The following is a 25,336-nucleotide window of genomic DNA, read 5'->3' as shown; positions in this document are numbered from 1 at the left end:
GCCGGTCATGCGAGTGTCACAGCGCGATCGCAGGGTGCAGCCGGTCGAGCGTCCACGTGCGCATCCGGCCCGCACGCCACGCGGTGACCGCGAGCGACCCGAGCAGCACGCCGCCGAGCACGAGCGTGCTCGCCACGAGGCGGCCGTCGGCCCCGCCCGTGATGACCTGGCGCAGGCCCTGGACCGCGTAGGACATGGGCAGCCACGGGTGGATCGCCTGGAAGAACGACGCGGTCGTCTGCACGGGGTACGTCCCGCCCGAGCCGGCGAGCTGCAGCATGAGCAGCGCGAGGATGAGCACCTTGCCCGCCGCCGGCCCTGCGAGGGCGAGGAGCGCCTGCTGCAGCGCGAAGAACGTCGCGGCGACGAGCACGGTGAACGCGATCGTCCCGGGGACGTTCGCGAGGTCCATGCCGAGGCCCAGCGCGACGACGGAGAGCATCACTCCTGCCTGGGCGGCACCGATGAGCAGGCCGGGCAGGTAGCCCGCGATCGCGATGCGCCACCCGGAGACGGGCGCTGCGAGCGCCCGCGGGGGCACCGGGCGCAGCACGAGCCAGGTGATGAGCGCGCCGACGAACAGGGCGAGCGACAGGAAGAAGGGCGCGAAGCCCTCCCCGAAGCCCTCGGCCTGCGCGAGGTCGGTGTCGGCGACCGTGACGGGCGCGGCGACGACGGCCGCGCGCTCGGCGCGCAGGGTCGCGTCGTCGTCGGGGATCTTCTCGGCGCCACCGGCGAGGCCGTCGGCGAGCTGACCCGAGCCGTCGTGCAGCTGGGTGGTGCCGTCGGCGAGCTGGTCCGCGCCGTCGGCCAGTCGTGCTGTGCCGTTCGCGAGCGTGCCGGCGCCGGTCGCGGCCGTGCGTGCGCCGTCGAGGAGCTTGCCCGCGCCCGAGGCGAGGTCGGCTGTGCCGTTCGCGAGCGTGTGCGTGCCGCCGCTCAGCGTCGCAGCGCCCTGGGAGAGCGTCCCGGCGCCGTCTGCGGCGCTCTGGAGGCCCTTCGAGAGGGTGCCCGAGCCCTTGCTGAGCGTCGTCGAGGACGTCGCGAGCTGCGTCGCGCCCTTGTCGACGGTGGCCGCGCCCGTCGCGAGCGTGGTCGCTCCCGCGGACAGCTTCGTGGTGCCGTCGGCGAGCGCGCCAGCACCCTTCTCGAGGGTGCCGAGCCCTGTGCTGAGCGACGTGGCGCCCGCGGCGATGCGGTCGACGCCGTCGCGCAGGGTCGGGGTGCCGGAGCCGGGGTGGAGCTGCGCGTCGATCGCGGCGGCCCCCTCGGCGGCTGCCTCGAGACGCCCGACGAGGGCTGTGCCGTCGATCGCGGAGAGCTTCGTGAGAGCCGCCTTGTTCGCGGCGACGAGGCCCTGGACCTGCGGGTCGGTCGCACCCGGGTCGCTCGCCTCGAGGACCGCGGTGTTCTTCGTCAGGAGGGTCGCGACGTCGGTGAGCTGCTGGGGGAGGCTGCCGACCGTGCCGGCGGACGCGGCGAGGCCGCTCGCGAGGGTGTGTGCGCCGTCGGCCAGGCGAGCGGTGCCCGCCTGGAGGTCCTTGGTGCCCGTGGCGAGCGCGTCGGCGCCGTCGGCGGCGGACGCGGCGCCCGTCGCGAGATCCTGGGCGCCGCTGTGAGCGCTGCCGAGCCCGGTGGCGAGGGTGCTCGCGCCGGTCGCGAGCGCACCCGTCCCGTCGGCGAGCTTGCCGGCACCTGCGGAGAGCTTCCCTGCGCCGTCGGCGAGCGTGGTGCCGCCCTGGGCGAGGGTGGTGGTCCCGGCCGCGAGGTCGGTGGCACCGCTCGCGAGGGTGGCTGCGCCCGCGTCGACCTTCTGGGCGCCCGCGTCGAGCCGGGTCGCGCCCTGGTGCGCGGAGCCGACGCCGGTCGCGAGCGTGCGCAGACCGTTGGCGAGCGAGGCGGAGCCGTCAGCCGCGGACCCGGCTCCGGCGGCGAGGGTCGACGCGCCGTCCGCGAGCTTGCCGGACGCCTCGGTGAGCGTCATCGCGCCGTCGGCCGCGGTCGCGAACCCGTCGCGGGCGGACCCGAGGCCGACGAGGACCTTGTCGACGGCCTGCGCGCCGATCTCTTCGCGGACGGCGGACTCGACCTGGACCATCGCCGAGCGGCCGAGGGTCGTCGCGAGGAACGAGTTGGCGTCGTTGTAGGTGACGTCGATGCGCGCCTGGGCGGGGGCGTCCCCACCGGCGCTGACGATCGTCTCGGAGAAGTCGGCGGGGATCGTCACGGCGAAGTAGTAGTCGCCGTCGGCGACGCCCGCGAGGGCGTCGGCGCGTGACGTCCGGCGCCAGTCGAGGTCGCCCGACTCGACGAGCTTGTCGGCGACCTGGGTGCCGGCGTCGACCGCCTCGCCGTCGCGCTGAGCGGCGACGTCCTCGTTGACGAGGGCGACGGGCAGGTGGTCCATGTTGCCGGTCGGGTCCCAGAACGCCCAGAGGTACAGGGCGCCGTAGAGCAGGGGGATGAGGATGAGGGCGCCGACGGCGACCTTGGGGAGCGTGCCGCGGCGGAACCGGCGGAGCTCGCTCCCTGTCGTTGCTGCAGAGATCATGGGGGGTTCTTCCTGGGGCGAGGTTCAGGCGTCGAGCTGCGGGCCGGTGGTCAGGCGCACGACGTGGGGTGACTTCTGCCAGGTCATGGCCTGCACCTCCCCTGCGGACGCGACGGAGGCGATGACGGTGACGCCCGTGGCGGCGAGGCCGGTGAGGCTGTCCCAGACGAGCTGGCGGCGGGCGGCGTCGTGCACCTGGTCGAGGTCGTCGACGACGAGGAGGCGGGGCTTCGCGAGCATGGCGACGGTGATGCGCAGGAGCATCGCGTCGACCTCGTCGAGGTCCCAGACGACGGTGCCGAGGGCGGGCAGGGGGCGTTCGCCGAAGACGCCGGTCGCGGCGTCGCGGTAGGTCTGCGCGGTGATGCGGGGGGCGCGGCGGTACCAGGGGGTCAGCCAGGTGAGGCGCTCGCGGAGGGTGTCGGCGACGGTGACGGACTCGTCGAGCCGGTCGATCGCGTCGAAGCCGGCGACGGCGCTGAGCTGCTGGACGGCGCGGCGGCCGCGGGGGAGCTCGTGCCCGAGGACGGTGAGCTGGCGGGTGTCGCGGTCGGGGTTCATGCGGCCGGCGAGGGTGAGCAGGAGGCTCGAACGGCCGGACCCCTGGGGGCCCTGGAGGACGACGAGGTCGCCTTCGCGGACGTGGAGGGAGACGGGGCCGTAGACGGTTCCGCGGGCGGACGTGAGCGTGAGGTCCTTGGCCTGCACGACGGCGCGTCGTGGGGCGGGCTGCGTGAGCGGGGCAGGGAGGTCCTCGGCCTCGGTGCGGCTCGCGGGAGAGGTGGGGTTCATGGTCCTGTTCCTGGCGTTGCGGCAGCCTTTTGGTCTGACTGGTCAGTACAAAATTATGCCTGCGCGACGACGAGGTCAACACGGAGCGACCGGTGCGGTCAGGATCACAGCGGGCCGGCGGCCCCGATCAGTCCTTCCAGGCCCACGACAGCGCGGGCGACTGGCGGTGGGACCCGTGCTCGTGCCACATGTCCCGCGCGTCCGCGCGCTGCCGCGCTGAGCAGGTCCGCGCGTAGTACATGACGGACGGGCGGCCCGTGACGACCGACGCCATGCAGTCCGCCTGCAGCTCGCCCGGCTCCGCAGGGCCGCGCGCGTAGCGACGCTCCGTGCGCGCCGTCGAGGCCTCGTACGCACGCTCTCCGTCCACGAGCGGGCGCACCTGGACGACGTGCGCGCACTCGTGCAGCGCCGTGTGCTCGAGGATGTCGTCCGCGAGCCCGGAGCGCAGCCGGATCGACTGCGTCCAGCTCGCCTGCCCGTCCACCCACGACCACGAGGAGCGAGCCTTGCCGACGGTCGAGCCCGACCGCACGTCGGGCGAGTCCACGTAGATCGGCGTGAGCGGGCAGTGCGCCTGGACCGCGTCCCGCGCGCGGGCGACGTACGCGGCGTGCGCCACCGCGTCGGACTGGAAGATCGTCAGGTCAGGGCTCGTCCGCACCGTCCCGGCGCCCGCGGGCGCGAGCACGACGCGGTAGGTCGCGTTGCCCGCCCTGCTCGGCACCGGCAGCGCCACCGTCGTCGTCTCGGCCGTCGCCTCCGCGACGGTCACCCAACCGGCGCCGCCGCGGCGGTCGAGCCGCACCGTGGGGCCTGCCTCGCTCACCTCGACCGTCACGACGACGTCCTCGTCCGTCGCCGCGACGTCGGGATGGTCGACGTCCGTGATCGTCGCGTGGGCGCCCGTCGCGCCCGCCGCCTCGTCAGCGCCTGCGGCGACGGCGCGCACGAGGCCGTCACCCGTCATGGCCGGGAGCGACTGGCGGGGTGCCGCCGACGTGAGCACCCAGGACAGCGCGAGCGCGCTGGCGAGCGCCGTCACGGCGCGACGGGTGCCTCGTCGCACGGGTCGTCCTCCTCGGTCCCGGGAGCCGCCGTGCGGCAGCCCTCTCCATCGTGCACCGTCGCCATCCCTGAGACCAGGACTGGCGGTCCTGGCAGGGGCCTCATGGCGTGCGGGTGCGGCGTGACCGATGTGCGTCGTCGTGCAGTCCCGGTAGCGTGGTGACGGTGGCCGCCTGCCCCGGGCTGCCGCACCGACGAGCGACGAGGAGCACCGACGTGGCTGACGACAACGACGACGGCATGGTCGACAAGCTGATCCTGATCGGCACGTCCGCGCTGGCGGCATGGCTGGCGCAGAAGGTCCTCGGCGCCGTGTGGAAGAAGACCACGGGCCACGACGCACCCAAGGACCCTCTCGAGAACGACTCGACGATCGCGGGGATCGTCACGTTCGCCGCTGTCACCGGCGCGGTCGCAGCCCTCAGTCGCATCGCGGCGAACAAGGGTGCCCGCAAGGTGACGTCGAGGATCGCTGCGGGGCGCGCGTTCAAGGCGTCCCGCTGACAGCCCATGCCTGAGAACGCCCGGCCCCCTCGTCGCTGCTGCGACGAGGGGGCCGGGGCGTGTCTGAGGTCGCGTCAGGCGACCGCGACGCGGATCTCGTTGCGCCACGGGTCGGCGAACGTGAGCACCGCCCCGTCGTCCGCTGCGGCGATGCCCGCGTGTGCGAGGCGGTCGGTCAGTGCGCCGATCTCGTCGCGCGTCGGGACGACGATCGACACCTCGCCCAGGCCGAGGTTCACGGGGCGCGGGCCTGCGCCCATCGACGCCCACGTGTTCATCGCCATGTGGTGGTGGTAGCCGCCCGCGGACACGAAGAGCGCGGAGCCCATCTCGGTCGTCGCCTCGAAGCCGAGGGTGTCGACGTAGAAGCGGCGGGCCGTCGGGATGTCGCCGACCTGCAGGTGGACGTGGCCGAGCGTCGCGGCGGCGCCGTGGGGTGCGGCGAGGACGGCCTCGTCGAGGTGCTGCTCCATGAACGCGTTCGGGTCGAGGTGCAGGGTCGCCATCTCGACGTGGCCGTCGCGCCAGCGCCACTGGTCGCGCGGGCGGTCGACGTAGAGCTCGATGCCGTTGCCCTCGGGGTCGTCGAGGTAGAACGCCTCGGAGACGAGGTGGTCGCCCGCGCCCGTGTAGAGCTGCGGGGCGAGCTGGGCGACGCGGGCGAGGGTCGCGGCGAGGCCTGCGGCGTCGGCGAACAGGATCGCGGTGTGGAAGAGGCCGGCCTCGCCGGGGCGGCGCGGGGGCAGGTCGCGCGCCTCGCGCAGGACGACGAGCGGCGTCGTGCCGCGGCCGAGGGTGACGACGGCGGCGCGCGCGTCGGCGGCGTCGTTCGCCAGGACCTCGAGGGCGATGACGTTCGTGTAGAACGCGACCATGGCGTCGATGTCGCGGACGTACAGCGTGACCGCGTCCATGTGCGTCTCGGCTGCGAGGCGGTCGCCGGGCAGGAGGGCGGAGGGGGCGGCGGCGTGGGCGCTCGCGGCGTCGATCATGTCTCGGCTCATGAGTCGAGTCTCCCTCGGATAAGTTGAAGCGTCAACTAATCTCGGTGTGAGAGGGCGCACGCCATCCTCACCCTGCCGAGCGGTAGGCTGGTCGCGAACGACAGGGGAGCGCTGCCGCCCGAAGGGACGGCGAGCGCTGAGAGTGCGGACACCGCAGACCCTCGAACCTGATCCGGCTAGCACCGGTGTAGGGAGTCGGGATTCTCTCCACGTCGTGCGCCGCAGCACACGCGGGGCACGGCGCGGCACCCCTCCTTGACCTAGGAGGACACGCAGCACATGACCACCACGACCCGCCGCAGCAAGGCCGCCGCAGGGGCGCTCGCCGCGATCGCAGCCACGAGCCTGCTCGTCGCCTGCTCGGCCGAGCAGATCCCAGCCGCCACCACCACGACGACGCCCGCCGGCCCGCCCACCGGCAAGGTCACCCTCGTCACGCACGACTCGTTCGAGCTCACCGACGAGCAGAAGGCCGACCTCGAGGGGCTCGGCCTCGATGTCGAGGTCACCCAGCTCGGCGACGGCGGCACCCTCGTCAACCAGCTCATCCTCACCAAGGACGCCCCCCTCGGGGACGTCGCCTACGGGATCGACAACATCTTCGGCGCACGAGCCCTCGACGCCGGCGTCTTCGCCGAGCACGCATCCCCCGCCCTGCCCGACGCCGCGAAGGCGCTCCGGCTCGACGGCTCGGAAGCGCTCACCCCCGTCGACCAGGGCGACGTGTGCCTCAACGTCGACGACCGCTGGTTCGAGGCCCACCCCGACGTGCCCGTCCCCGCGACCCTCGACGACCTCGCCGACCCCGCGCTCAAGGACCTCGTCGTCCTCACCAACCCCGCGACGTCGACACCCGGCCTCGCTTTCCTCGCCGCGACCGTCGGCGCCTACGGCGAGGACGGCTACCTCGACTACTGGAAGAGCCTCAAGGACAACGGCGTCAAGATCTCCGACTCGTGGTCCGACGCCTACTACGTCGAGTTCTCCGGCGGCGGCGAGGACGGTCCCCGTCCCGTCGTCCTCTCGTACGGGTCCTCGCCCGCCTACACGCTCGACGGCGACGAGTCCACGACGTCGTCCCTCCCCGCGACGTGCTTCCGCCAGGTCGAGTACGCGGGCGTGATCGCCGGCTCCGACAACCCCGCAGCGGCGGGTGCGCTCGTCGACTACATGCTCTCCGCCGACTTCCAGGCCGCCCTCCCCGACACCGTGTACATGTACCCGGTCGACCCGGCCGTCGCCCTACCCGACGCCTTCGAGAAGTTCGGGCCGCTCGCCGAGAAGACGATCACGGTCGACCCTGCGACGCTCGCCACGAACCGCGACGCCTGGATCGAGTCGTGGACCGACACGATGCTCGGCTGAGACGACCACGACCGTGACGACGACCCTCGCGCCGGCACCGACCGGGACCCGCGCCCCTCACGGGGACGCGGCGCCCGGCGGTGCCCGGCGCAGGGCGACCGGGCGTGCGCTCTGGTTCGCCGCCGTCGCGGTCCCGGGACTGTTCCTCGCGGTCTTCTTCCTGTGGCCCGTCGCGACGATGATCCTCAAGGGCTTCGCCGCGCCCGACGCCGCTGCCCACCCCGCGTGGTCACCCGCCGCGTGGGACCTCGGCGGGTTCGGCGAGGTGCTCGGCCGCCCGCGCACGTGGCGCGTCGTCGGCCTGACCTTCCTGCAGGCCGGCCTCGGGACCGTGCTCTCCGTCCTGCTCGGCCTCCCCGGCGCGTACGTGCTGTACCGGCGGACGTTCCCCGGCCGTGCGTTCGTGCGTGCGGTCGTCACGGTGCCGTTCGTCCTGCCGACCGTCGTCGTCGGTGTCGCGTTCCGCAGCCTGTTCATGGACGCGGGCCCGCTCGGCGCGCTCGGCCTCGACCAGAGCCTCACCGCGATCGTCGTCGCGCTCGTCTTCTTCAACTACTCCGTCGTGGTCCGGACGGTCGGCGGGTTCTGGGCGCAGCTCGACGCCCGTCCCGAGCAGGCCGCGCGCGCCCTCGGCGCGAGCCCGCTGCGCGTCCTGCGGACGGTCACGCTCCCCGCGATCGCCCCCGCGATCGCGTCGGCGGCCGCCCTCGTCTTCTTCTTCTGCGCGACGGCGTTCGGCACCGTCCTCATCCTCGGCGGCAGCCGCTTCGGCACGATCGAGACGGAGATCTACGTCCGCACGACGCAGTTCCTCGACCTGCGCGCCGCCGCGGTCCTGTCGGTCCTGCAGCTCGTCGTCGTCGCGGCAGTCCTGTGGGTGTCGGGCCGGGCGTCGGCGAGGCGCGTGCGCGCGCTCGCGCTCCTCGGCGCGGCGCCCGGCGAGCGCCGGCTGCGCCTGCGCGGCCTCGGCGCGGGCGGGGCCACGAGCCTCGCCGTGACCGCCGTCGTCGTGCTCGGGCTGCTCGTGTGGCCCATGGCCAACCTGCTCGTCCGCTCCTTGCGCACCGCGGACGGCGCGTGGACCCTGCAGAACTACCGCAACCTCGCCCAGCCTGTCGCGGGCTCGTCCGTGACCGCGTGGCAGGCTGCGGGCACGTCCCTGCGCACGGCTGCGGTCGCCGCCGTGATCGCCGTGGTCGTGGGCGGGCTCGTCGCGCTCGTCGTGTCGCGACGCGCGCGCTCGCGGGCCGGGCGCCGCGGCCTCGCCCTGCTCGACGGCGTGTTCATGCTCCCGCTCGGGGTCTCCGCCGTGACGGTCGGCTTCGGGTTCCTCGTGACGCTCGACCGGCCGCTCGGCCTCGGCGTCGACCTGCGGGCGTCGGGACTGCTCGTGCCCGTCGCGCAGGCCGTCGTCGCGATCCCGATCGTGGTGCGGACCGTGCTGCCCGTGCTGCGCGCGCTCGACCCGCGCCTGCGCGAGGCGGCAGCCACGCTCGGCGCACGCCCGGGCCGCGTCCTCGCGACGGTCGACCTGCCGCTCGTCACGCGTCCGCTCGGCCTCGCCGTCGGCTTCGCGTTCGCGGTGTCCCTCGGGGAGTTCGGCGCGACGGCGTTCCTCGCGCGGCCCGACTCGGCGACGCTCCCGGTCGTGATCTTCCGCCTGATCGGGCGGCCGGGCGCGGAGAACTTCGGGACGGCGCTCGCCGCGGCGGTCGTGCTGGCCGTCGTGACGGCGACGGTCATGGTGGTGGCCGAGCAGATGCGCGGCGACAAGGCAGGAGAGCTCTGATGGTCGATGTGGTGGCGGCACGCAGCGCCGTGGCGGACGCGCGGGCGGAGGGTACGCCCGGCCTGCGGCTGCGCGACGTCGTCGTCGAGTACGAGGCCGCCTCGCGCCGCGACACCCCGGTGCGCGCGGTCGACGAGGTGTCGCTCGACCTGCCTCGCGGGCAGGTGCTCGCCCTGCTCGGACCGTCGGGCTGCGGCAAGTCCAGCCTGCTGCGCGCGATCGCCGGGCTCGAGCGCAGCACGGGTGAGATCTCGTGGGGTGGCCGGTCGCTCGCGGGCCTGCCCGTGCACGAGCGCGGCATCGGGCTCATGTTCCAGGACGGCCAGCTCTTCCCGCACCGCGACGTCGCGGGCAACGTGGCGTACGGGCTCGAGGGGCGCGCGCTGCGCGGCGGGCGCCGGGAGCGCGTCCCGGCGCCGCGGCGGCGGGCGCGCGTCGCGGAGCTGCTCGACGCCGTCGGGCTCGCAGGCTACGAGACCCGGCAGGTCTCGACTCTGTCGGGAGGGGAGCGGCAGCGTGTCGCGCTCGCCCGCTCGCTCGCGCCCGCGCCCGGGCTGCTGCTCCTCGACGAGCCGCTGTCCGCGCTCGACCGTGAGCTGCGCGAGCGGCTCGCGGTCGACCTGCGCGTCGCGCTCCTCGCGACCGGCACGACGGCTGTGTTCGTCACGCACGACCAGGACGAGGCGTTCACGGTCGCGGACCGGGTCGCCGTCATGTCGCGCGGCGCAGTCCTGCAGGAGGGGACGCCCGCCCACCTGTGGGCGGCGCCTGCCGACCGGACGGTCGCGTCGTTCCTCGGCTACGAGGTGTTCGTCACGGTGGACGGGGCGTCGCTCGCGGTACCGCCGGGGGGCTTCCGCCTGCTGGGCCTGGGCTCCGACGGCCTGGACGGGCCCGACGGCGCGGAGCGCGACGTGGCGCTCCTGCGCCGCGGGGTCGTGACGGGCGTCCCGTTCCGTCGCGGTGCGGCGTCGGCGCTCGTCGAGATCGACGGGCTCGGCACGGTCACGGTCCACGAGGCGGCGACGGGGGCCCGGGCGCTCGAGTCGCTCGACGTGGGTGATGTCGTGCAGCTACGCCTCACCCTGGGCAGTTGCGCGCCCTGCGCGTGAGACACGCGTGGGTCTCGCTGGCCGAGACGAGCGGGTGAATGCTCGCACCCCTGCGGGAGGCAGCGAACGGGCTGGGAGGCGCGGAATCTCGCGCAAACCCGGCTGAGGGCGCATCGCCGCTGGTCAGGGGTGACGCGCCGGGTGATCCACACGACCGCTCTTCCGGTTGCGGGACCCCTGGGTCGTTGGCACGCTTCGGTGTGCACGCCAAGCGTGCAGCGACGTCGCTCGCCTGGGCCCTGTGTCACCGGCCATGGCGCGACTAGCCAGAGATGCCGCCAGGCGTCGGGGTGAGGTGCGGGGGCACCACGTCCCAGACGCTGGTCCGCGCAGGTCCGTCACGGTCGCCGTGAGATCTTCGTGGCGCCCTGGTGCCGCCGGTTCGGGGGAAACGGTGGCGTGGGTGTGGTGCGCCGGGTCCTGGATCGGGGGATCGGACCCGGCGCTTTCTCGTCCCTGCGGGCTATCCTCACCGGGTTGCCTCGTCACCGTGCGCAGCCAGCGCCACGGCCCTCGGCTCGTACGTCCTGCTGAACCTGGAGCACGCCATGACCACGACCCGAGCCCGCCGCGCCGTGGGCGCCCTCGTGACCGCCGCCCTCACCCTTGTCGGGGCGGCCGTCGCCGCGCCGACCGCCGTCGCAGCGTCGAGCTCGTCGGACGCCGTGCTGCGCTGGGGCTTCCGCGAGAGCTTCCGCAGCTACGTCGGTAGCCCCGCGAACCCGCTGACCGCAGGCACGCGGATCGTCCCGAACAAGCCCGCGACGTTCGACCCGGCCGCGGCCGGCACGGACGAGCGCCGCCCGTACGCGTTCCCCGTCGCGTCGGCGACGGAGGGCGCGACGACGACGATCCGCACGAGCGGGTCCGTCACCTACAGCTTCCCCGCGCACGACTTCGTCATCACGCTCGGCGACATCAAGGTCGTCACGACGTCGAAGGCGACGTCGGTCGTCGCCGACCTCACCGTCGTCGTGCCGCAGGGCGCGACGCACTTCACCCCGGGCACCTTCGTGTCGAACGACGTCACGATCGGCACCGCACCGGCATCCGGCACGAAGGTCACGAGGTCGGGGGAGAAGGTCACCGTCGCTGCGACCGGGCTGACGCTCACCCCGAAGGGCGCGGACGCCCTGCGGGGCTTCCTGCCCGCGGGCTCGAGCCTCGACAACCTCACCGTGTCGCGGACGGTCACGAAGGCGCCCGCCAAGGTCAAGACCACGATCAAGAAGAAGAAGATCTCGACGCGGACCAAGGCGAAGGTGACCGTCAAGGTCACCGCCTCCCGCACGACGCCGAGCGGCAAGGTCACCGTGACCGCGACCAAGGGCAAGAAGAAGGTCGTGCGCACCGCCAGGCTCTCGAAGGGCAAGGCGACCGTCTCCCTGCCCCGCCTGGCGAAGGGCACGTGGATCGTCAAGGCGAAGTACGCCGGGTCCTCGACGGTGAAGTCCGCGACGTCCGGCAGGACGAAGCTCGTCGTCCGCTGACATGGTCCAGCCCGCGTAGCAGGCAGGCCTGGCGTGTCAGGGGCCCCCGCTAGCCTGCGAGCGCCACGGTGGCCCCACGAGGAGGAGCGAGCATGCAGCACGTCGAGGTCGGCCCGGACGGCGCCCGCACGGGCTACGTCGAGATCCCCGGTGACGGGGCCCCGCTCGTGCTCCTGCACGGTCTCGGGGCGGCGTCCGCGCCCTACTACGCCGCGACGGTCGCGAGCCCGGCGCTCGCCGGGCGGCACGCTTTCCTCATGGACCTGCTCGGCTTCGGCACGAGCGACCGGCCTCTCGCGTTCGGCTATACCCTCGCCGAGCAGGCAGACGCGGTCGCCCGCGCGCTCGACGCCCTGGGGCTCGCGGCCGTCGACCTCGTCGCGCACAGCATGAGCGGCGGGATCGCTGTCATCCTCGCCGACCGTAGGCCCGACCTCGTCGCGCGGCTCGTGCTCGTCGAGCCGTCGCTGCGGCCCACCCCTCGGCCCGGTGTGGACGGGCTCACCGAGGACGAGTTCGTCCGCACCGGCTTCACGCGGCGCCTCGAGGCTGCGGGCCCGCAGTGGGCCGCCACGATGCGGCTCGCCGACCCGGTCGCGCAGTACCGCGCCGAGCGGGCGCTCGGCGACATGCCCGTGCTCGACGACGTGCTCTACGGCCTGCCGATGCCGGTCCACGTGATCGAGGGCGGGCTCTCCGGCTGGCTCGCAGGCGACGAGGCGCTCGCCGGTGCGGGCATCGGCGTGACGGTCGTCCCGGAGACCACGCACGTCCTCATGCTCGAGGCGCCTGCGGCCTTCGCCGCCGCGGTCGCGGACGCCCTCCCGCTCCCGTGACCGCGGCGGCTGCGCTCAGCGCTGCTGGAGCGCGTCGAGCGCGACCGTCATCGCAGCCGCGACCCGGCCGTCGAGACGCGCGCCCGGGACGGTCGCGGTGTATCGGTCGCGCAGCGAGAACTGGCGCTCGACGGACAGGACAGGGCCCATGCTGTCGGCGAAGTCGAAGTGGAATGCGAACGGCAGGTCGACGAACCGGCGCAGGAGCGCGACGGTCTGGTTGCGCTCCTGACCGATCGCCGAGACGCCCGCCGCCTCGAGGTGCCACGTCGAGCGCAGCAGCGACTTGCCGAAGTCCTTGCGGAACATGCCGATCGGCGTGCCCGCGGCGTCCATGACGTCGTAGGTCGCCGCGAGGTCCATGACCTGCCGCGCCTTGAACGAGAAGACCGGCGTCGTGCGCGAGTCGTCCGTGAAGAACGTGACCTGCTCCTTGAACGCCATGCGCTTCTGCTGTGCGACGGCGAGCAGCTCGCCCTGCGTGCCGTCCGGGAGGACCGCGTGCACCGCGTAGCGGTTCACCATCATCGTGATGCGCTGCAGCACCATGAACTTGTCGATGCCGTAGAGCGAGGCCATGTGTTCTCCTGACGTGGATGTGCGGCCAACCTGGCCAGGGACGATCATGACGGGTCGCGGGCCGCGGCGCGAGCGCCGTGGAGGATGATAGGTGGGCCCGCCCAAGCACGAGGAGGCTGCGTGCGCAGCATCGCCCGGATCCTGGCCGCCACCCGCGTCCTGTGGCCGTACTACACCGGCATCGTCGTCTGCTCGTTGCTGACGACCGCGACAGCGCTCGTGGTCCCGTTCATCCTCAAGGAAGCGACCGACACGGTCGTGGGCGTCGCGACCGGAGGACCGGCCGACGGCGTCGTCCGCACGGTCGTGTGGCTCGCCGTCGCCCTCCTTGTCGCAGACCTGCTCAGCTCGACCGTGCAGAACGTCGGCGGCTACCTCGGTGACGTCATGGCGGCGCGCATGCGCCGCATGCTCTCGACGCGCTACTACGCGAAGCTCCTCGGCCTGCCGCAGCGGTACTTCGACAACCAGGTGACCGGCGCGATCATCAGCCGCCTGACCAGGTCGATCACCGAGGTCACGGGCTTCCTCAACAACTTCGCGAACAACTTCTTCCCGATGCTGCTCACGGTCGCGGCCGTGCTCGTGATCAGCGCAGGCTACTCGTGGCCGCTCGCGCTCCTGATCGCGATCGTCTTCCCCGTGTACGTGGGGCTCACTGCGCTCACGAGCAAGAAGTGGCAGAAGCTCGAGGCGGAGAAGAACGAGCAGGTCGACCTCGCGGGCGGGCGCTTCGCAGAGGTCGTGGGGCAGATCGGCGTCGTCAAGAGCTTCGTCGCGGAGCGTCGCGAGCTGCGGCTGTTCGACGGCCGCTTCGCACGGACGGTCGTGACGACGCGTGAGCAGTCCCGCCACTGGCACACGATGGACGCGGTCCGCCGGGCGTTCCTCAACGTCGTCTTCTTCGGGATCTACGTCATCCTGTTCGTCGGCACGGCGCAGGGCCGCTTCACGGTCGGCGACATGGTGCTGCTCATCCAGCTCGTCGCGATGGCGAAGGCGCCGGTGACGATGATGAGCTACCTCGTCGACACGACGCAGCGCGCGATCGCGGGCAGCAAGGACTACTTCGAGGTCATGGCGGAGCCTGCCGACCGTGACGAGCCGCTCCTGCTGACGGCGGACGCCCTCGGCGAGGGACGCGACGACGACGCCGTGAGCACCGTCGTCGTACCGGTCTCCGCGGCCGAGGTGACCGACGACGGCCCGGTCGTCGAGATCGCAGACGTCTCGTTCTCGTACGAGGAGGGCGCCACGGTCCTCTCGGACGTGTCCTTCACGATGCGTCGCGGCGAGCGCGTCGCGCTCGTGAGCGAGAGCGGCGGCGGAAAGACGACGCTCGTGAGCCTCCTGCTCGGCTTCTACCGCCCGACTGGGGGCACGATCCGCGTAGCAGGGTGCGACGTGGCGGAGCAGCCGCTCACCGAGCTGCGGCGCCGGGTCGCCGTCGTGTTCCAGGACGCCGCCCTGTTCTCGGGGACGGTCCGGGAGAACATCGCGTACGGGCGCGAGGGCGCGACGGACGAGGAGATCGTCGACGCCGCGACTCGCGCGAACGCGCACGCGTTCGTGTCGGCCTTCGCCGACGGCTACGACTCGACGATCGGTGAGCGCGGGCTCAAGCTCTCCGGCGGTCAGAAGCAGCGCATCGCGGTGGCTCGCGCGATGCTCAAGGACGCACCGATCCTCGTCCTCGACGAGGCGACGTCCGCGCTCGACACCAAGTCGGAGCGGGCCGTGCAGGCGGGGCTCGACGAGCTCATGGAGAACCGGACGACGTTGATCATCGCCCACCGCCTGTCCACGATCTCGTCGGTCGACACGATCGTGACGTTGCGCGACGGCCGCGTCGACGAGATCGGCAGCCCGGACGAGCTCGCGACGAGCGGCGGCATCTATGCGGAGCTGCTGAGCCTGCAGGCGTCGGCGTCGCGCAAGGACCGCAAGCGCCTGCGGGACCTCGGCTTCCGCGCCTGACCTGTCACGCGCCCCGGCTGGGGTACGAGACCTGGATCGAGCGGATCTGCGCGTCGGGCAGCACGACCGTGCGCCAGACGTCGTCCTTCTCCTCGAAGACGGTCGCCCCAGGCTTGCGCCGGCGTAGCGGCGGGCCGATCGCTAGGTCCCTCGGTCCGCTCTCGGGTGTCGAGTCGAAGCCGACGAGCTCGCCCTTCCAGACGGTGCCGTCGAGCAGCTCGACGATGACGAACGGGGCGCCCGCGCCCTTCGGGTGCAGGTCGATGAACACCTGGTCCCACACACGCCCACCGTTCATGGGGGCGCGGCCCGGCCAGCGGAGAGCCGCGACGAGGTAGGCGATCGCGCACGCGAGGGCGGACGTCGCGAGCGCGGCGCCGACGTAGGGTACGGCCGCCACGGGCGAGTCGAAGTGGTTGTCGCCGCCGCGCTCGGCTGACCGGTAGAGCGGGAGCCACGCCGCGGGCAGGAGCATGAGGGCAGCTGCTCCGGTCGCGAGGAGCGAGGACAGGACGACCCGGGACAGCTCGACGAGCGCACTCTCCTTGGTGCTGGGGCGGTGGCGTGCGCGCTGCAGGTGCCAGACGATCCCGGGGGCGAGCAGCAGGAGGAAGGCGTAGATCGCGGCCAGGCTGTCGGGGATCACGCGCTCTCGCCGTCAGTCGTTGCCGTCGTCGGCGAGGTCTCCGGGCGTGCTCGTCGTCGTGCCGCCCGTCTGGATGAAGACGAAGGACGAGGCCGCGGCTGTCACGGGCTCGACGGGTTCGCCGGGCGCCGGGCCTATCGGTGTGTCGGTCATGTCCTGCCTCCGAGCGCGATGCGGTCGCTGGTCACGATCGTCGCTCGCGCGCGTGCCGGACGTGTAGTGGCAAGCACCCTGCGACGCGTGCAAGCCACCGGTTGATCATGATGCAAATTTCTGTAATGTGCAGACTGTGCGGATTTGACCGGGCAGAGTTGCTCGGCCGCCGCACGCGCCCCGGGGTGGTGACGAACGGACTCGAGACCCGGCCGGGGCGGTGAGCTCACGACCGCACCGTCGCGGCCGCGACGGTGCTCCATCCAGCCAAGGAGTTTCAACGTGAAGCGCACTCTCCTCGCAGCGGCGACCAGCCTCCTGCTCGTCGCGTCGGCCACCGCCGTCGCAGCCCCCGCCTCGGCCGCGTCGACCGGCGGCTACCAGATCTGCGGCGCCGGCAAGGTCGTGGCGGCGAAGGTCAAGGGCGCAGGTGCCAACGTCACCATCTCGGTGCCGGGACGCACGGTCAGCCAGTACCTGCCGTCCGGCGTCATCACCTACGTCAAGGGCACCCAGCGGGTTGGTACCTGGACCGTGTCGGGCAGCTACCAGTCCGCCTCGGGATACTGCCTCTGAGCCATCCCGTCGACATGCTCGGGCCCCGGGTGCTGCTGCGCCCGGGGTCCGAGCACGTCCCTCGCCCGTGCGTGCGCCCTAGGCTGGTCGGATGAGTCGTGACCAGGTCGTCCTCGTCTGCGGCGTCGCAGGCGCCGGGAAGTCGACGCTCGCGCGCGAGCTCGAGCGCGACGGCTACGAGCGACTGTCCTTCGACGAGGCCGCGTGGGACGCCGGGCACCGCGAGCACCCCGTCCCGCAGCATGTCGCCGACGCCGTGCACGCCGAGCTGACGGTGCGTCTGCTCTCCCTCGTTGCCCGAGGGCGCGACGTCGTCGTCGACACGTCCTTCTGGTCTCGCGCCTCGCGGGACCGCTACCGCACGGTGCTCGCGCCGACCGGCGTCGTGCCCGTCGTCTGGTTCCTCGACGTCCCGCGTGACGTCGTCCTCGCGCGCCTCGCGCGACGCCGCGGCGCGGGCCCGGACGACGTCGTCGTCCCGCCTCACCTTGCCGAGCGGTACCTCGACGGCTTCGAGCGTCCCACCGCGGAGGAGGGGCCGGTCAGGGCTCTGACCAGGGGCTAGTCTCGCCGCATGAGCCACCGCCCTGACATCGCCGTCATGCTCCCCCGCGACCTGCGCGCCGACCGGGTCCGCGAGTTCGTCACGACTGCCGAGCAGCTCGGCTTCGACGAGGTGTGGGTCGTCGAGGACCTGGGCTTCCGCGGTGGCGTGGCTCAGGCGGCGACCGTCCTCGCGTGGACCGAGCGCATCCGTGTCGGCCTCGGCATCCTGCCTGCTGCGGTCCGCAACCCCGCGTTCGCGGCGATGGAGGTCGCGACGCTCGCCGCGCTGTTCCCCGGCCGGGTGGACGTCGGCATCGGTCACGGCCTGCCGGGCTGGATGCGTGAGGTCGGCACGTGGCCGGCGCGACCGCTCGCGCTCCTCGAGGAGCGCGTGCACGCCGTGCGCGCCCTCGTCGCGGGAGAGGAGGGCGCGGGCACGCGCCTGGACCCCGCCGTCGTGCCCGACGCCGCTCCGCGCCTCATGCTCGGGGTGCGCGGCCCGCGCTCGCTCGCCCTCTCGGGGCGGATCGCCGACGGCACGATCCTCGCCGAGCCGGCGACACCGGAGTACGTGCGTGCGAGCCTCGACCTCATCGACCCGGCGGGCCCGCACCGTGTCGTCACGTACAACGTCGGCGCGGTCGCGGACGATGCCGCGGACGCGATCGCTCTCGCCCGCCCCGCGCTCGAGTGGATCGGCGAGCCTGACTGGGCGACGCACCTGGCTGACCTGCCGTTCCGTGACGAGCTCGTCGCTGTGCGCGCGGCGAGCGTCACGCGCGCGAACTTCGCCGCAGCGCTGCCGGACGAGTGGGTGGCCGAGCTTGCGCTCGCCGGCACGCCCGACCAGGTGCGTGGCCGTATCGCTGCGCTCGGCGAGGCGGGCGTCTCGTCGAGCGTGTTCATCCCTGCTGGGCCTGACCCGGTCGCTGCGCTCGCGGACCTCGCGCGCGTGCTGTGACGCCGGGCCCCGTTCGTCGAGGTCGCGACCTCGAGGCCGACGTCACGACCTCGGGAGGTGTCGCCACGTCTGTCGGTCAGGGACACTGGGGGGAAGACCTATCGCTTTGACGAGGAGTACACGTGCCGCAGGGAACAGTCCGTTGGTTCGACGCTGAACGAGGGTTCGGCTTCATCGACGTCGGGGACGGTGGCGAGGACCTGTTCGTGCACGCGTCCGAGATCCTCGACGACGACGGCCCGCGGGTGCTCCGCGAAGGTCAGGTCGTCGAGTACGAGGTGGGCGAGGGCAGCCGCGGGCCGCAGGCCCGGCAGGTGCGCGTGACGGGCGACTGGTCCGAGGATGCCCAGCTCGGCATCCTCGGCACGGTCGCCTGGTACGAGCCGAGCAAGGGCTACGGCTTCGTCGACCCGGACGACGGCCGCGGCGAGATCTTCCTGCACAGCTCCGCGATCGTCGGCGGCGGCGTGGTCGTCGAGGGGCAGCGCGTCGCGTTTCTCGTCGTCGACGGCGAGAAGGGTCCGCAGGCGGACCACCTGCTCCCGCTCGCTGCTGAGGCTGCGCCTGCGGGTGCGGCGGCGGGCTCGACGTCGGACGGCGCTGACGGCACCGTCTCCTGGTACGACGACGGCAAGGGCTTCGGCTTCATCGCCCCCGATGCGGGCGGCGACGACATCTTCGTGCACGTGAAGGCGCTCGGCCACGGCCTCACCGAGCTGCCGGAGGGTGCGCGCGTGACGTTCGACGTCGTCGAGGGCGACCGTGGGCCCAATGCGCGCAACGTGCAGATCGTGGGCGGCGCTCGCGGCGGCCGGGGCGACCGTGGCTCGCGCGGTGGCTTCGGCTCGGACCGCGGTGCGCGTGGTGGTTACGGTGCGGACCGCGGCCGTCCGGCCCGTTCGAGCGCGCCGGTGCGCGGCGGCAAGGGCACGGTCGCGCGGTACGACGCCGACCGCGGTTTCGGCTTCATCACCCCGGATGCGGGCGGCGACGACCTGTTCGTCCACTTCTCTGTCGTGCGCGGTTCCGAGCCGCTGTACGAGGGTGACCGCGTCAGCTTCGGGATCCGTCAGAGCGACCGCGGCCCGCAGGCCGACCGCGTCGAGCTGATCTAGCCCCTTCCCGGGCCGACGGGTTGTTCCCGTCGGGAGTCTCCACCTGCCCGGGCCCGCACCAGCCCCACCGATCGCCCGGATCCACACGTGAGCTGTGGATCCGGGCGATCTGTCGTGCGGAGGGAGCCCGGCGGAGGTCCCGTGCGACGGAGCTCGAGTGCGACGGAGGGCTAGCTCTTGCGGTGCTCGTCCCACTCGACGAGGCGTGCGAGCAGCGGCACCGCGTTCCTGACGGTCTCGCGCTCGCCCGGGTCGAGCGCCTGCGTGAGGGCGGCCGTGAGCCAGTCGGTTCGCCGCTGCCGCTCGCGCTCGAGCGCGTCGCGGCCTCGCTCCGTCAGGGTGAGCGGGGACTTGCGGGCGTCGTCGGGGTCGGTCGTGCGCTCGACGAGCCCTGCGGACTCGAGGGCCCGGACCGTGCGTGCCATCGACTGCGGCCGGACGCGCTGGGCGTCGGCGAGCTGGCTCGTCGTCATCGGGCCGCCACGGCCGAGGAGGCCCAGGACTCCTGTCTCGGCCTGGGGGCGCGGGTCCTCGGCGCGGCCGCGCCGCACGAGGCGGCCCACCTGGAGGCGGAGGTCGGCGGCGATCTGAGCGTCGTCGTTCATGGCGTCATGCTACCGGAATCGACAGTCAAACTGTGCAGTCTTGCTTGACATTGCCGCCGGGTGGATAGACAGTCTTGCTGTCTATCCACCGACCTCAGGAGCTCCCGTGCCCGTCGACACCCTCGACCCCACCACCGCCCTCGTCCTCGTCGACCTCCAGAAGGGCATCACCGCGCTGCCCACCGCCCTCGACCCGGGCGTCATCGTCGAGCGCGCCGCCCGCCTCGTGCGCGCGGCGCACGCCGCCGGCCGCCCCGTCGTGCGGATCCGCACAGCTTTCTCGCCCGACGGCGGCGACGTCCTCCGCGGCCGCACCGACGCCCCCGGGCCGTCCGTCGCGCAGGGCTCCGACTTCGCCGACCTCGACCCGCGTGTCCCCTCCGAGCCCGGCGACATCGTCGTCACGAAGCGCGGCTGGGACGCCTTCGCGGGGACCGAGCTCGACCTGCAGCTGCGCAGGCGCGGGGTCCGGTCGGTCGTCCTGGCCGGGATCGCGACGAGCGTCGGCGTCGAGTCGACCGCGCGCACCGCGCGCGAGCTCGGCTACGAGGTCGTCGTCGCGCACGACGCCGTCACGGACCTGGTGGCGTCCGCGCACGTCAACAGCCTCGAGGTGATCTTCCCGAGGATCGCGCGCCTGGAGAGCGTCGACGTGCTCACGCCGCTTGTCGAGACACCCGAGAGGATCGGTGCCTGACTACGGTGCCGGAAGTTCTCCGTCGTGTGCCAAGGGCGACTCTCCAATCAGGTCGCCCGCGCGAGTTATTCGGATCCCCGATCCTGGCGCGGAGAGCAGCAGCGAACCCATGACACTCTCTGCCCATGCCCTGGTCATGTTAGTGGCGACCCATAGGGTGCCTCTCGGCGTGCGTATTGGGCGAGGCTTCGATGAGGGATTCAGCTCTGAGAACGAGGAGGCAACCGCGCCGGGTACTTCGGGATCATCGTCGCGATACTTCGAGATCAAGCCGACCAACTCGCGAACGGCCCGGGCCGCCGAGACAGGTCGTCGAGCGCGCTCCCCGTCGTAGATTGAATAGATCGCAAACTTGCCGCGCACCCTCGCTAGGCGGAGGTGTAGAAGTTGTCGTCGCTTGTCGTCATCCGTGGCGGCGACATAGCGGTCGGTAAGTGCTGCAAGCATCTCGTCGTCGAGTTGACGCACGCCCGTCGGTTCGGTGGGGTAGTCCATGAGCCGGGCGACCTGGCCTGGCTCAACCGCAGCGAGAGACGCGTCGAGCTGCTGGACGGTGGACACTTGCGCCGCGTTCAGGTGTATCAGAAGCTCTTCGATCGCCGCGTCATCGCCCACCGTGCTTTCGGGGTATCGCACTGAAACGAAGCTGCGTAGGATCGACGTGTCAAGGACTTCGGCGCCCTCGTCATCGTCGGGAATCTCAGGCGCAAGGTCCCCGTCAGCCTCAAGGTCGCCGTCTCCTGAACCGGGCGGGGCTTCGTCTGTGGGATAGAGCAGGCCCTGAACATTGTCGAAGAGGCCGTCCATCACTCGACGCATTCCACCTGCTTCAACGAACCACTGATCGATCTGGCCCCTCGCGTCGGCGGGCAACGCGCTGTAGGCGGCAGACTTGTACCGAACGTCATGCTCGTACTCCGCCCATGCGTGCGCGGCAACGCTTCGGAGTTGGAGCTCGAACCCGCCGTATTTGTTGAGAAATCTTGTCAGAGTCGCATATCTCAGTTCGTCTGACGGGTAGCGAAGCTCGGTCACAATGAAATGCTCGCTGTCGTAGCCGTTGTGCTTAATTGTGCCGGGGTTCACCCGCTCATGCACCTCGACGCGGCTCACGAGGAGTTCGGCGAAATCGTCGCGTGCGCGGGTGGTAAAGAGGATTGCTCGGGCGGCTATGCAGTCCCGGATTTGCGCCGAGGGGTCGTCGTACTTGGGGGTGCCATCCCGCTTCTTCTTTAGTGCCTTGTCCCGAAAGGAGGTCAACTTCTTCGAGCGTGCCTCGATCGTGTAGAACGGGATGCTGGCTTCGGTGGCTATGTCTATGAGGAATCGACGAAGGTCCTCGGCGGCATCCACCAGGTCTGAGTGATCGTAGGCGTAGTCCCAAAGATACTTTGGTACCCGTGCGAAGTTTGGGTCGTCGGGACACTCAAATGGGTCCCGCGCTTCGATAGCCCGCTCCGTGGTCATGTGTAGCATCCTTGCATAGCCGGCGGTCCTTTTCGAGGCTCACTGCTGTCGGCGGCGCAACGCATCCGCCGTCTTTGGTTCCGTCGGCGCGTTGACGCGGTTCGGCGGGCTCAAGCGTGGACCTTCGGCCGAGGGCATGCCAGTCTCGTTCTTAGCAGTGGGGCTGCAGGTGTTGCTCAGTTCGTTTACTAGGCGCGCCAACCGAGTGACGAAGATGCTTGGTGATGTCAGCTCAGCCGCCTTGCGCCGCCCCTTTGGACGGTCAGGGCTGGCGTCGGGCCGTGACGAAGTACGCCTGGCCGTCCTTGGCGGCGACGAACATCTCATCCTCGTACGAGGTGGCGCTCGCGCCACTGTCCTCGGCGACGATTGTGTAGCCGGCGCTGGTTACCGCGTCCTTCAAGGTCGTCAGCAGGCTGTGGTCTGACACGAGTGCACCTGTCCTGTCCCCGGGGAGTATCGATGCAGGCTGACGCTAGCGGTCAAGTTGCGCGTCGTGCAAGGGGGCCGTGGCGGTCCCTGTCGCCTGTGGCCGTCTCGGGGCGCGCCGAAGTCGTTTCGCGAGCAAGCCACAAGTGCCATCGACTGCGGCCGGACGCGCTGGGCGTCGGCGAGCCGGCTCGCCGTCATTCGGCCGCTGCGTCCGAGGAGGCCGAGGACTCCCGTCTCGGCTTGGGGTCGTGGGCCTCCGGAGTGGCCGCGCCGCACGAGGCCCACCTGGAGGTGGAGCTCGGCGGAGGTCTGGGCGTCATACATGGCGTCGTTGTCGAGCGCGCCGCCCGCCTCGTGCGTGCGGCGCACTTTGTGGGCCGCATCGTTGCGCGGATCCCCACGGCCTTCTTGCCCGACGAGGTCGACGTCCTCGTACAGCTGCTCGACTCCGCGGAGGGGGGAGCGTGGAATAACTCGACGCGCTCCGAGGTTGAGCGAGACAGACTCAAGTTTGGAAGGTCAGGACTTGCGCCCCTCAGGCTCAAGACGCAGACTTGAGTGAAACGGACTCAACCGCACCACTACATGGAGGCATCACCCATGGCACGAGCAGTCGGCATCGACCTCGGCACCACCAACTCCGTCGTCGCGGTCCTCGAGGGTGGCGAGCCCACGGTCATCGCCAACGCCGAGGGCATGCGCACCACCCCGTCGGTCGTCGCGTTCTCCAAGTCCGGCGAGGTCCTCGTCGGCGAGATCGCCAAGCGCCAGGCCGTCACGAACGTCGACCGCACGATCAGCTCGGTCAAGCGCCACATCGGCACGGACTGGTCGCAGGAGATCGACGACAAGAAGTACACCGCGCAGGAGATCTCCGCGCGCATCCTGGGCAAGCTCAAGCGCGACGCCGAGGAGTACCTCGGCGAGCCGGTCACGGACGCCGTCATCACCGTCCCGGCCTACTTCAACGACGCCGAGCGCCAGGCGACGAAGGACGCCGGCCAGATCGCCGGCCTCAACGTCCTGCGCATCGTCAACGAGCCGACCGCGGCCGCTCTCGCCTACGGGCTCGAGAAGGGCAAGGAGGACGAGCTCATCCTCGTCTTCGACCTCGGTGGCGGAACCTTCGACGTCTCCCTGCTCGAGGTGGGCAAGGACGAGGACGAGTTCTCCACGATCCAGGTCCGCGCGACCTCGGGCGACAACCGCCTCGGCGGCGACGACTGGGACAACCGGATCGTCGAGCACCTCATCAAGGAGGTCAAGAACAGCTCGGGCGTGGACCTGTCCAAGGACAAGATCGCGCTCCAGCGTCTGCGTGAGGCCGCCGAGCAGGCGAAGAAGGAGCTCTCGTCCGCGACGAGCACCAACATCTCCATGCAGTACCTCTCGATGAGCGAGAACGGCCCCATCCACCTGGACACGAAGCTCACGCGCGCTCAGTTCCAGCAGATGACGCAGGACCTCATCGACCGCACCAAGGCGCCGTTCAACGCCGTCATCCGCGACGCGGGCATCTCGGTCAACGACATCGACCACATCGTCCTCGTCGGCGGCTCGACCCGCATGCCCGCGGTGACCGAGGTCGTCAAGGAGATGACCGGCGGCAAGGAGCCGAACAAGGGCGTCAACCCGGACGAGGTCGTCGCCGTCGGCGCCGCCTTGCAGGCCGGTGTCATCAAGGGTGAGCGCAAGGACGTCCTCCTCATCGACGTCACCCCCCTGAGCCTCGGCATCGAGACGAAGGGCGGCGTCATGACGAAGCTCATCGAGCGCAACACCGCCATCCCGACGAAGCGCTCCGAGGTCTTCTCGACGGCCGAGGACAACCAGCCGTCCGTGCTGATCCAGGTCTTCCAGGGTGAGCGTGAGTTCGCCCGGGACAACAAGCCGCTCGGCACCTTCGAGCTCACCGGCATCGCGCCCGCCCCGCGCGGCATGCCGCAGATCGAGGTCGCGTTCGACATCGACGCGAACGGCATCGTGCACGTGTCCGCGAAGGACCGCGGCACGGGCAAGGAGCAGTCGATGACGATCACGGGTGGCTCTGCCCTCCCGAAGGAGGACATCGACCGCATGGTCAAGGAGGCCGAGGAGCACGCGGCCGAGGACAAGAAGCGCCGCGAGGACGCTGAGACCCGCAACCAGGCCGAGGGCTTCGCCTACTCGACCGAGAAGCTCCTCAAGGACAACGACGAGAAGCTCTCGGACGACGTCAAGAAGGAGGTCGGGGACGCTGTCGCCGAGCTCAAGACGGCGCTCGAGGGCGAGGACATCGCCGAGATCAAGGCCAAGCAGGAGCACCTGAGCACGGTCGCCCAGAAGATCGGCGAGGCGCTCTACGCCCAGCAGTCGACCGAGGGCGCCGAGGGTGCCCCGGCGGCCGACGAGGCGACGTCGGACGACGACGTCGTCGACGCTGAGATCGTGGACGAGGACGAGTCCAAGTGACCGAGTCCCCGTTCGAGTTCACGGACAAGCGCCGGATCGACCCGGAGACGGGCGAGCCGCGCGAGGCGAACGCCGAGACGCCCGCTGACGCGGACGCCGACGTCGACATCCAGGTGCCCGACGACGCGTCGTCCCTCGAGGACGACGCGGTCGCCGCGGCACAGAAGGTCGCCGACGAGCGCCTCGAGGACCTGCTGCGGGAGCGCGCGAGCTTCACGAACTACCGCAACCGGGCCCTGCGTGACCAGGAGGCCGCTCGGGTCAAGGGGATCGAGGACGTGCTCGCGTCGTTGCTCCCCGTGCTCGACGACATCGACCGGGCCAGGCAGGCCGGCGAGCTCGAGGGGCCGTTCGCGGCCATCGCCGACAAGCTCGACGGGACGCTGGCCAAGTTCGAGATCGCACGCTTCGGCGAGGTCGGGGACGAGTTCGACCCCAACTTCCACGACGCGCTGATGCACGAGGAGTCCGCGGAGGCGCAGACGACGACCGTCAAGTTCGTCGTCGAGCCGGGCTACAAGATCGGCGAGCGTGTCGTGCGCGCCGCTCGGGTGGCCGTCGTCGGACCACAGCACTGACGAGCACGACGAACGGTGACGGCCTGCGCCGCGGCTCGGCCGCGA

The 25,336-nt window shown here is 71.6% G+C and carries 24 protein-coding genes and 1 riboswitch; of the genes, 14 read left to right on the top strand and 10 right to left on the bottom strand.

The window, feature by feature from the left end; all coding sequences use genetic code 11:
- Nucleotides 1-16: 16 nt before the first annotated feature.
- From AC4F3Q_RS04545 to AC4F3Q_RS04535, 3 genes are all read right to left on the bottom strand, one after another.
- Complete coding sequence (locus tag AC4F3Q_RS04545; RefSeq protein WP_491038925.1) at nt 17-2,548, bottom strand: YhgE/Pip family protein; 2,532 nt, start codon at nt 2,546-2,548, stop codon at nt 17-19.
- A gap of 24 nt (nt 2,549-2,572) precedes the next feature.
- The gene (locus AC4F3Q_RS04540) at nt 2,573-3,340 is read right to left on the bottom strand and encodes an ATP-binding cassette domain-containing protein (RefSeq protein WP_491038924.1); all 768 of its coding nucleotides are present in this window, start codon (nt 3,338-3,340) and stop codon (nt 2,573-2,575) included.
- Nucleotides 3,341-3,467: 127 nt separating this feature from the next.
- The gene (locus tag AC4F3Q_RS04535) at nt 3,468-4,409 is read right to left on the bottom strand and encodes a hypothetical protein (RefSeq protein WP_491038923.1); all 942 of its coding nucleotides are present in this window, start codon (nt 4,407-4,409) and stop codon (nt 3,468-3,470) included.
- 215 nt (nt 4,410-4,624) lie between these two features.
- Here AC4F3Q_RS04535 and AC4F3Q_RS04530 point away from each other — a divergent pair, with 215 nt between their 5' ends.
- Nucleotides 4,625-4,912: a DUF4235 domain-containing protein gene (locus AC4F3Q_RS04530; RefSeq protein ID WP_491038922.1), complete on the top strand. Its 288-nt coding sequence runs from the start codon at nt 4,625-4,627 to the stop codon at nt 4,910-4,912.
- 74 nt (nt 4,913-4,986) lie between these two features.
- On the opposite strand, the gene AC4F3Q_RS04525 is transcribed toward AC4F3Q_RS04530, so the two are convergent.
- Nucleotides 4,987-5,916, bottom strand: a complete 930-nt coding sequence (locus tag AC4F3Q_RS04525) for a VOC family protein (RefSeq protein WP_491038921.1) — start codon at nt 5,914-5,916, stop codon at nt 4,987-4,989.
- A 92-nt stretch (nt 5,917-6,008) separates the two neighbouring features.
- Nucleotides 6,009-6,127: riboswitch (TPP riboswitch) on the top strand.
- 68 nt (nt 6,128-6,195) lie between these two features.
- Between AC4F3Q_RS04525 and AC4F3Q_RS04520 the strand changes: the two genes are divergently transcribed.
- The 5 genes from AC4F3Q_RS04520 (at nt 6,196) to AC4F3Q_RS04500 (ending at nt 12,508) form a co-directional block, all read left to right on the top strand.
- The gene (locus AC4F3Q_RS04520; protein WP_491038920.1) at nt 6,196-7,281 is read left to right on the top strand and encodes a thiamine ABC transporter substrate-binding protein; all 1,086 of its coding nucleotides are present in this window, start codon (nt 6,196-6,198) and stop codon (nt 7,279-7,281) included.
- A gap of 13 nt (nt 7,282-7,294) precedes the next feature.
- Nucleotides 7,295-9,070 carry an ABC transporter permease gene (locus AC4F3Q_RS04515; RefSeq protein ID WP_491038919.1) on the top strand — a complete coding sequence of 592 codons (1,776 nt, stop codon included), beginning with the start codon at nt 7,295-7,297 and terminating at the stop codon, nt 9,068-9,070.
- A complete protein-coding gene (locus tag AC4F3Q_RS04510; protein ID WP_491038918.1) occupies nt 9,070-10,182 on the top strand; it encodes an ABC transporter ATP-binding protein in 1,113 nt (370 codons plus the stop codon). The genes AC4F3Q_RS04515 and AC4F3Q_RS04510 overlap by 1 nt, the downstream gene beginning before the upstream one ends.
- 548 nt (nt 10,183-10,730) lie before the next feature.
- Nucleotides 10,731-11,672: an HtaA domain-containing protein gene (locus AC4F3Q_RS04505; protein WP_491038917.1), complete on the top strand. Its 942-nt coding sequence runs from the start codon at nt 10,731-10,733 to the stop codon at nt 11,670-11,672.
- Between the two features lie 92 nt (nt 11,673-11,764).
- Nucleotides 11,765-12,508, top strand: a complete 744-nt coding sequence (locus AC4F3Q_RS04500) for an alpha/beta fold hydrolase (RefSeq protein ID WP_491038916.1) — start codon at nt 11,765-11,767, stop codon at nt 12,506-12,508.
- A 15-nt stretch (nt 12,509-12,523) separates the two neighbouring features.
- Here AC4F3Q_RS04500 and AC4F3Q_RS04495 read toward each other — a convergent pair whose 3' ends face one another.
- Complete coding sequence (locus AC4F3Q_RS04495) at nt 12,524-13,087, bottom strand: LURP-one-related family protein (RefSeq protein WP_168446568.1); 564 nt, start codon at nt 13,085-13,087, stop codon at nt 12,524-12,526.
- Between the two features lie 120 nt (nt 13,088-13,207).
- On the opposite strand from AC4F3Q_RS04495, the gene AC4F3Q_RS04490 reads away from it, so the two are divergent.
- Nucleotides 13,208-15,064 carry an ABC transporter ATP-binding protein gene (locus AC4F3Q_RS04490; RefSeq protein ID WP_491038915.1) on the top strand — a complete coding sequence of 619 codons (1,857 nt, stop codon included), beginning with the start codon at nt 13,208-13,210 and terminating at the stop codon, nt 15,062-15,064.
- Between the two features lie 4 nt (nt 15,065-15,068).
- Here the strand turns inward: AC4F3Q_RS04490 and AC4F3Q_RS04485 are convergent, their stop codons facing one another.
- A complete protein-coding gene (locus AC4F3Q_RS04485; protein WP_491038914.1) occupies nt 15,069-15,710 on the bottom strand; it encodes a DUF6338 family protein in 642 nt (213 codons plus the stop codon).
- Between the two features lie 12 nt (nt 15,711-15,722).
- Nucleotides 15,723-15,863 (bottom strand): hypothetical protein, encoded by a 141-nt coding sequence (locus AC4F3Q_RS04480; RefSeq protein ID WP_491038913.1) that lies wholly within the window; start codon nt 15,861-15,863, stop codon nt 15,723-15,725.
- A gap of 282 nt (nt 15,864-16,145) precedes the next feature.
- Between AC4F3Q_RS04480 and AC4F3Q_RS04475 the strand changes: the two genes are divergently transcribed.
- From AC4F3Q_RS04475 to AC4F3Q_RS04460, 4 genes are all read left to right on the top strand, one after another.
- Nucleotides 16,146-16,439, top strand: coding sequence for a hypothetical protein (locus AC4F3Q_RS04475; protein WP_491038912.1), 294 nt, complete (start codon nt 16,146-16,148; stop codon nt 16,437-16,439).
- A 91-nt stretch (nt 16,440-16,530) separates the two neighbouring features.
- Nucleotides 16,531-17,004 (top strand): P-loop nucleotide/nucleoside kinase family protein, encoded by a 474-nt coding sequence (locus AC4F3Q_RS04470; RefSeq protein ID WP_491038911.1) that lies wholly within the window; start codon nt 16,531-16,533, stop codon nt 17,002-17,004.
- 9 nt (nt 17,005-17,013) lie between these two features.
- A complete protein-coding gene (locus AC4F3Q_RS04465) occupies nt 17,014-17,946 on the top strand; it encodes an LLM class flavin-dependent oxidoreductase (protein ID WP_491038910.1) in 933 nt (310 codons plus the stop codon).
- A gap of 122 nt (nt 17,947-18,068) precedes the next feature.
- The gene (locus AC4F3Q_RS04460) at nt 18,069-19,061 is read left to right on the top strand and encodes a cold-shock protein (RefSeq protein WP_491038909.1); all 993 of its coding nucleotides are present in this window, start codon (nt 18,069-18,071) and stop codon (nt 19,059-19,061) included.
- A gap of 170 nt (nt 19,062-19,231) precedes the next feature.
- Here AC4F3Q_RS04460 and AC4F3Q_RS04455 read toward each other — a convergent pair whose 3' ends face one another.
- Nucleotides 19,232-19,666, bottom strand: coding sequence for a MarR family winged helix-turn-helix transcriptional regulator (locus tag AC4F3Q_RS04455; protein ID WP_491038908.1), 435 nt, complete (start codon nt 19,664-19,666; stop codon nt 19,232-19,234).
- Nucleotides 19,667-19,772: 106 nt separating this feature from the next.
- Here AC4F3Q_RS04455 and AC4F3Q_RS04450 point away from each other — a divergent pair, with 106 nt between their 5' ends.
- Nucleotides 19,773-20,363 carry an isochorismatase family protein gene (locus AC4F3Q_RS04450; protein WP_491038907.1) on the top strand — a complete coding sequence of 197 codons (591 nt, stop codon included), beginning with the start codon at nt 19,773-19,775 and terminating at the stop codon, nt 20,361-20,363.
- Here the strand turns inward: AC4F3Q_RS04450 and AC4F3Q_RS04445 are convergent, their stop codons facing one another.
- Both AC4F3Q_RS04445 and AC4F3Q_RS04440 read right to left on the bottom strand, forming a co-directional pair.
- Nucleotides 20,364-21,830 (bottom strand): RelA/SpoT-related domain-containing protein, encoded by a 1,467-nt coding sequence (locus tag AC4F3Q_RS04445; RefSeq protein ID WP_491038906.1) that lies wholly within the window; start codon nt 21,828-21,830, stop codon nt 20,364-20,366.
- 262 nt (nt 21,831-22,092) lie between these two features.
- Nucleotides 22,093-22,260 (bottom strand): hypothetical protein, encoded by a 168-nt coding sequence (locus AC4F3Q_RS04440; protein WP_491038905.1) that lies wholly within the window; start codon nt 22,258-22,260, stop codon nt 22,093-22,095.
- A 602-nt stretch (nt 22,261-22,862) separates the two neighbouring features.
- Here AC4F3Q_RS04440 and dnaK point away from each other — a divergent pair.
- Both dnaK and AC4F3Q_RS04430 read left to right on the top strand, forming a co-directional pair.
- On the top strand, nt 22,863-24,713 hold the full coding sequence (gene dnaK, locus AC4F3Q_RS04435; RefSeq protein WP_491038904.1) for a molecular chaperone DnaK: 1,851 nt from the start codon (nt 22,863-22,865) through the stop codon (nt 24,711-24,713).
- Entirely contained in the window at nt 24,710-25,291 is a 582-nt protein-coding gene (locus AC4F3Q_RS04430; RefSeq protein WP_168446557.1) for a nucleotide exchange factor GrpE, read from the top strand. Before dnaK ends, AC4F3Q_RS04430 begins: the two co-directional genes overlap by 4 nt.
- The last annotated feature ends 45 nt before the right edge of the window (nt 25,292-25,336 follow it).

The sequence above is a fragment of the Flavimobilis sp. BM9 genome (assembly GCF_058313055.1).
The sequence above is the reverse complement of the archived record's forward strand: the minus strand, read 5'-3'. Positions and strand labels throughout refer to the sequence as shown.

What these genes read in the sequence shown, in the direction of transcription:
- AC4F3Q_RS04455 (WP_491038908.1), bottom strand. Translation starts at nt 19,666, where the DNA reads ATGAACGACGACGCTCAGATCGCCGCCGACCTCCGCCTCCAGGTGGGC.
- AC4F3Q_RS04505 (WP_491038917.1), top strand. Translation starts at nt 10,731, where the DNA reads ATGACCACGACCCGAGCCCGCCGCGCCGTGGGCGCCCTCGTGACCGCC.
- AC4F3Q_RS04540 (WP_491038924.1), bottom strand. Translation starts at nt 3,340, where the DNA reads ATGAACCCCACCTCTCCCGCGAGCCGCACCGAGGCCGAGGACCTCCCT.
- AC4F3Q_RS04465 (WP_491038910.1), top strand. Translation starts at nt 17,014, where the DNA reads ATGAGCCACCGCCCTGACATCGCCGTCATGCTCCCCCGCGACCTGCGC.
- AC4F3Q_RS04510 (WP_491038918.1), top strand. Translation starts at nt 9,070, where the DNA reads ATGGTCGATGTGGTGGCGGCACGCAGCGCCGTGGCGGACGCGCGGGCG.
- AC4F3Q_RS04525 (WP_491038921.1), bottom strand. Translation starts at nt 5,916, where the DNA reads ATGAGCCGAGACATGATCGACGCCGCGAGCGCCCACGCCGCCGCCCCC.
- AC4F3Q_RS04470 (WP_491038911.1), top strand. Translation starts at nt 16,531, where the DNA reads ATGAGTCGTGACCAGGTCGTCCTCGTCTGCGGCGTCGCAGGCGCCGGG.
- AC4F3Q_RS04500 (WP_491038916.1), top strand. Translation starts at nt 11,765, where the DNA reads ATGCAGCACGTCGAGGTCGGCCCGGACGGCGCCCGCACGGGCTACGTC.
- AC4F3Q_RS04520 (WP_491038920.1), top strand. Translation starts at nt 6,196, where the DNA reads ATGACCACCACGACCCGCCGCAGCAAGGCCGCCGCAGGGGCGCTCGCC.
- AC4F3Q_RS04545 (WP_491038925.1), bottom strand. Translation starts at nt 2,548, where the DNA reads ATGATCTCTGCAGCAACGACAGGGAGCGAGCTCCGCCGGTTCCGCCGC.
- AC4F3Q_RS04445 (WP_491038906.1), bottom strand. Translation starts at nt 21,830, where the DNA reads ATGACCACGGAGCGGGCTATCGAAGCGCGGGACCCATTTGAGTGTCCC.
- dnaK (WP_491038904.1), top strand. Translation starts at nt 22,863, where the DNA reads ATGGCACGAGCAGTCGGCATCGACCTCGGCACCACCAACTCCGTCGTC.
- AC4F3Q_RS04495 (WP_168446568.1), bottom strand. Translation starts at nt 13,087, where the DNA reads ATGGCCTCGCTCTACGGCATCGACAAGTTCATGGTGCTGCAGCGCATC.
- AC4F3Q_RS04480 (WP_491038913.1), bottom strand. Translation starts at nt 15,863, where the DNA reads ATGACCGACACACCGATAGGCCCGGCGCCCGGCGAACCCGTCGAGCCC.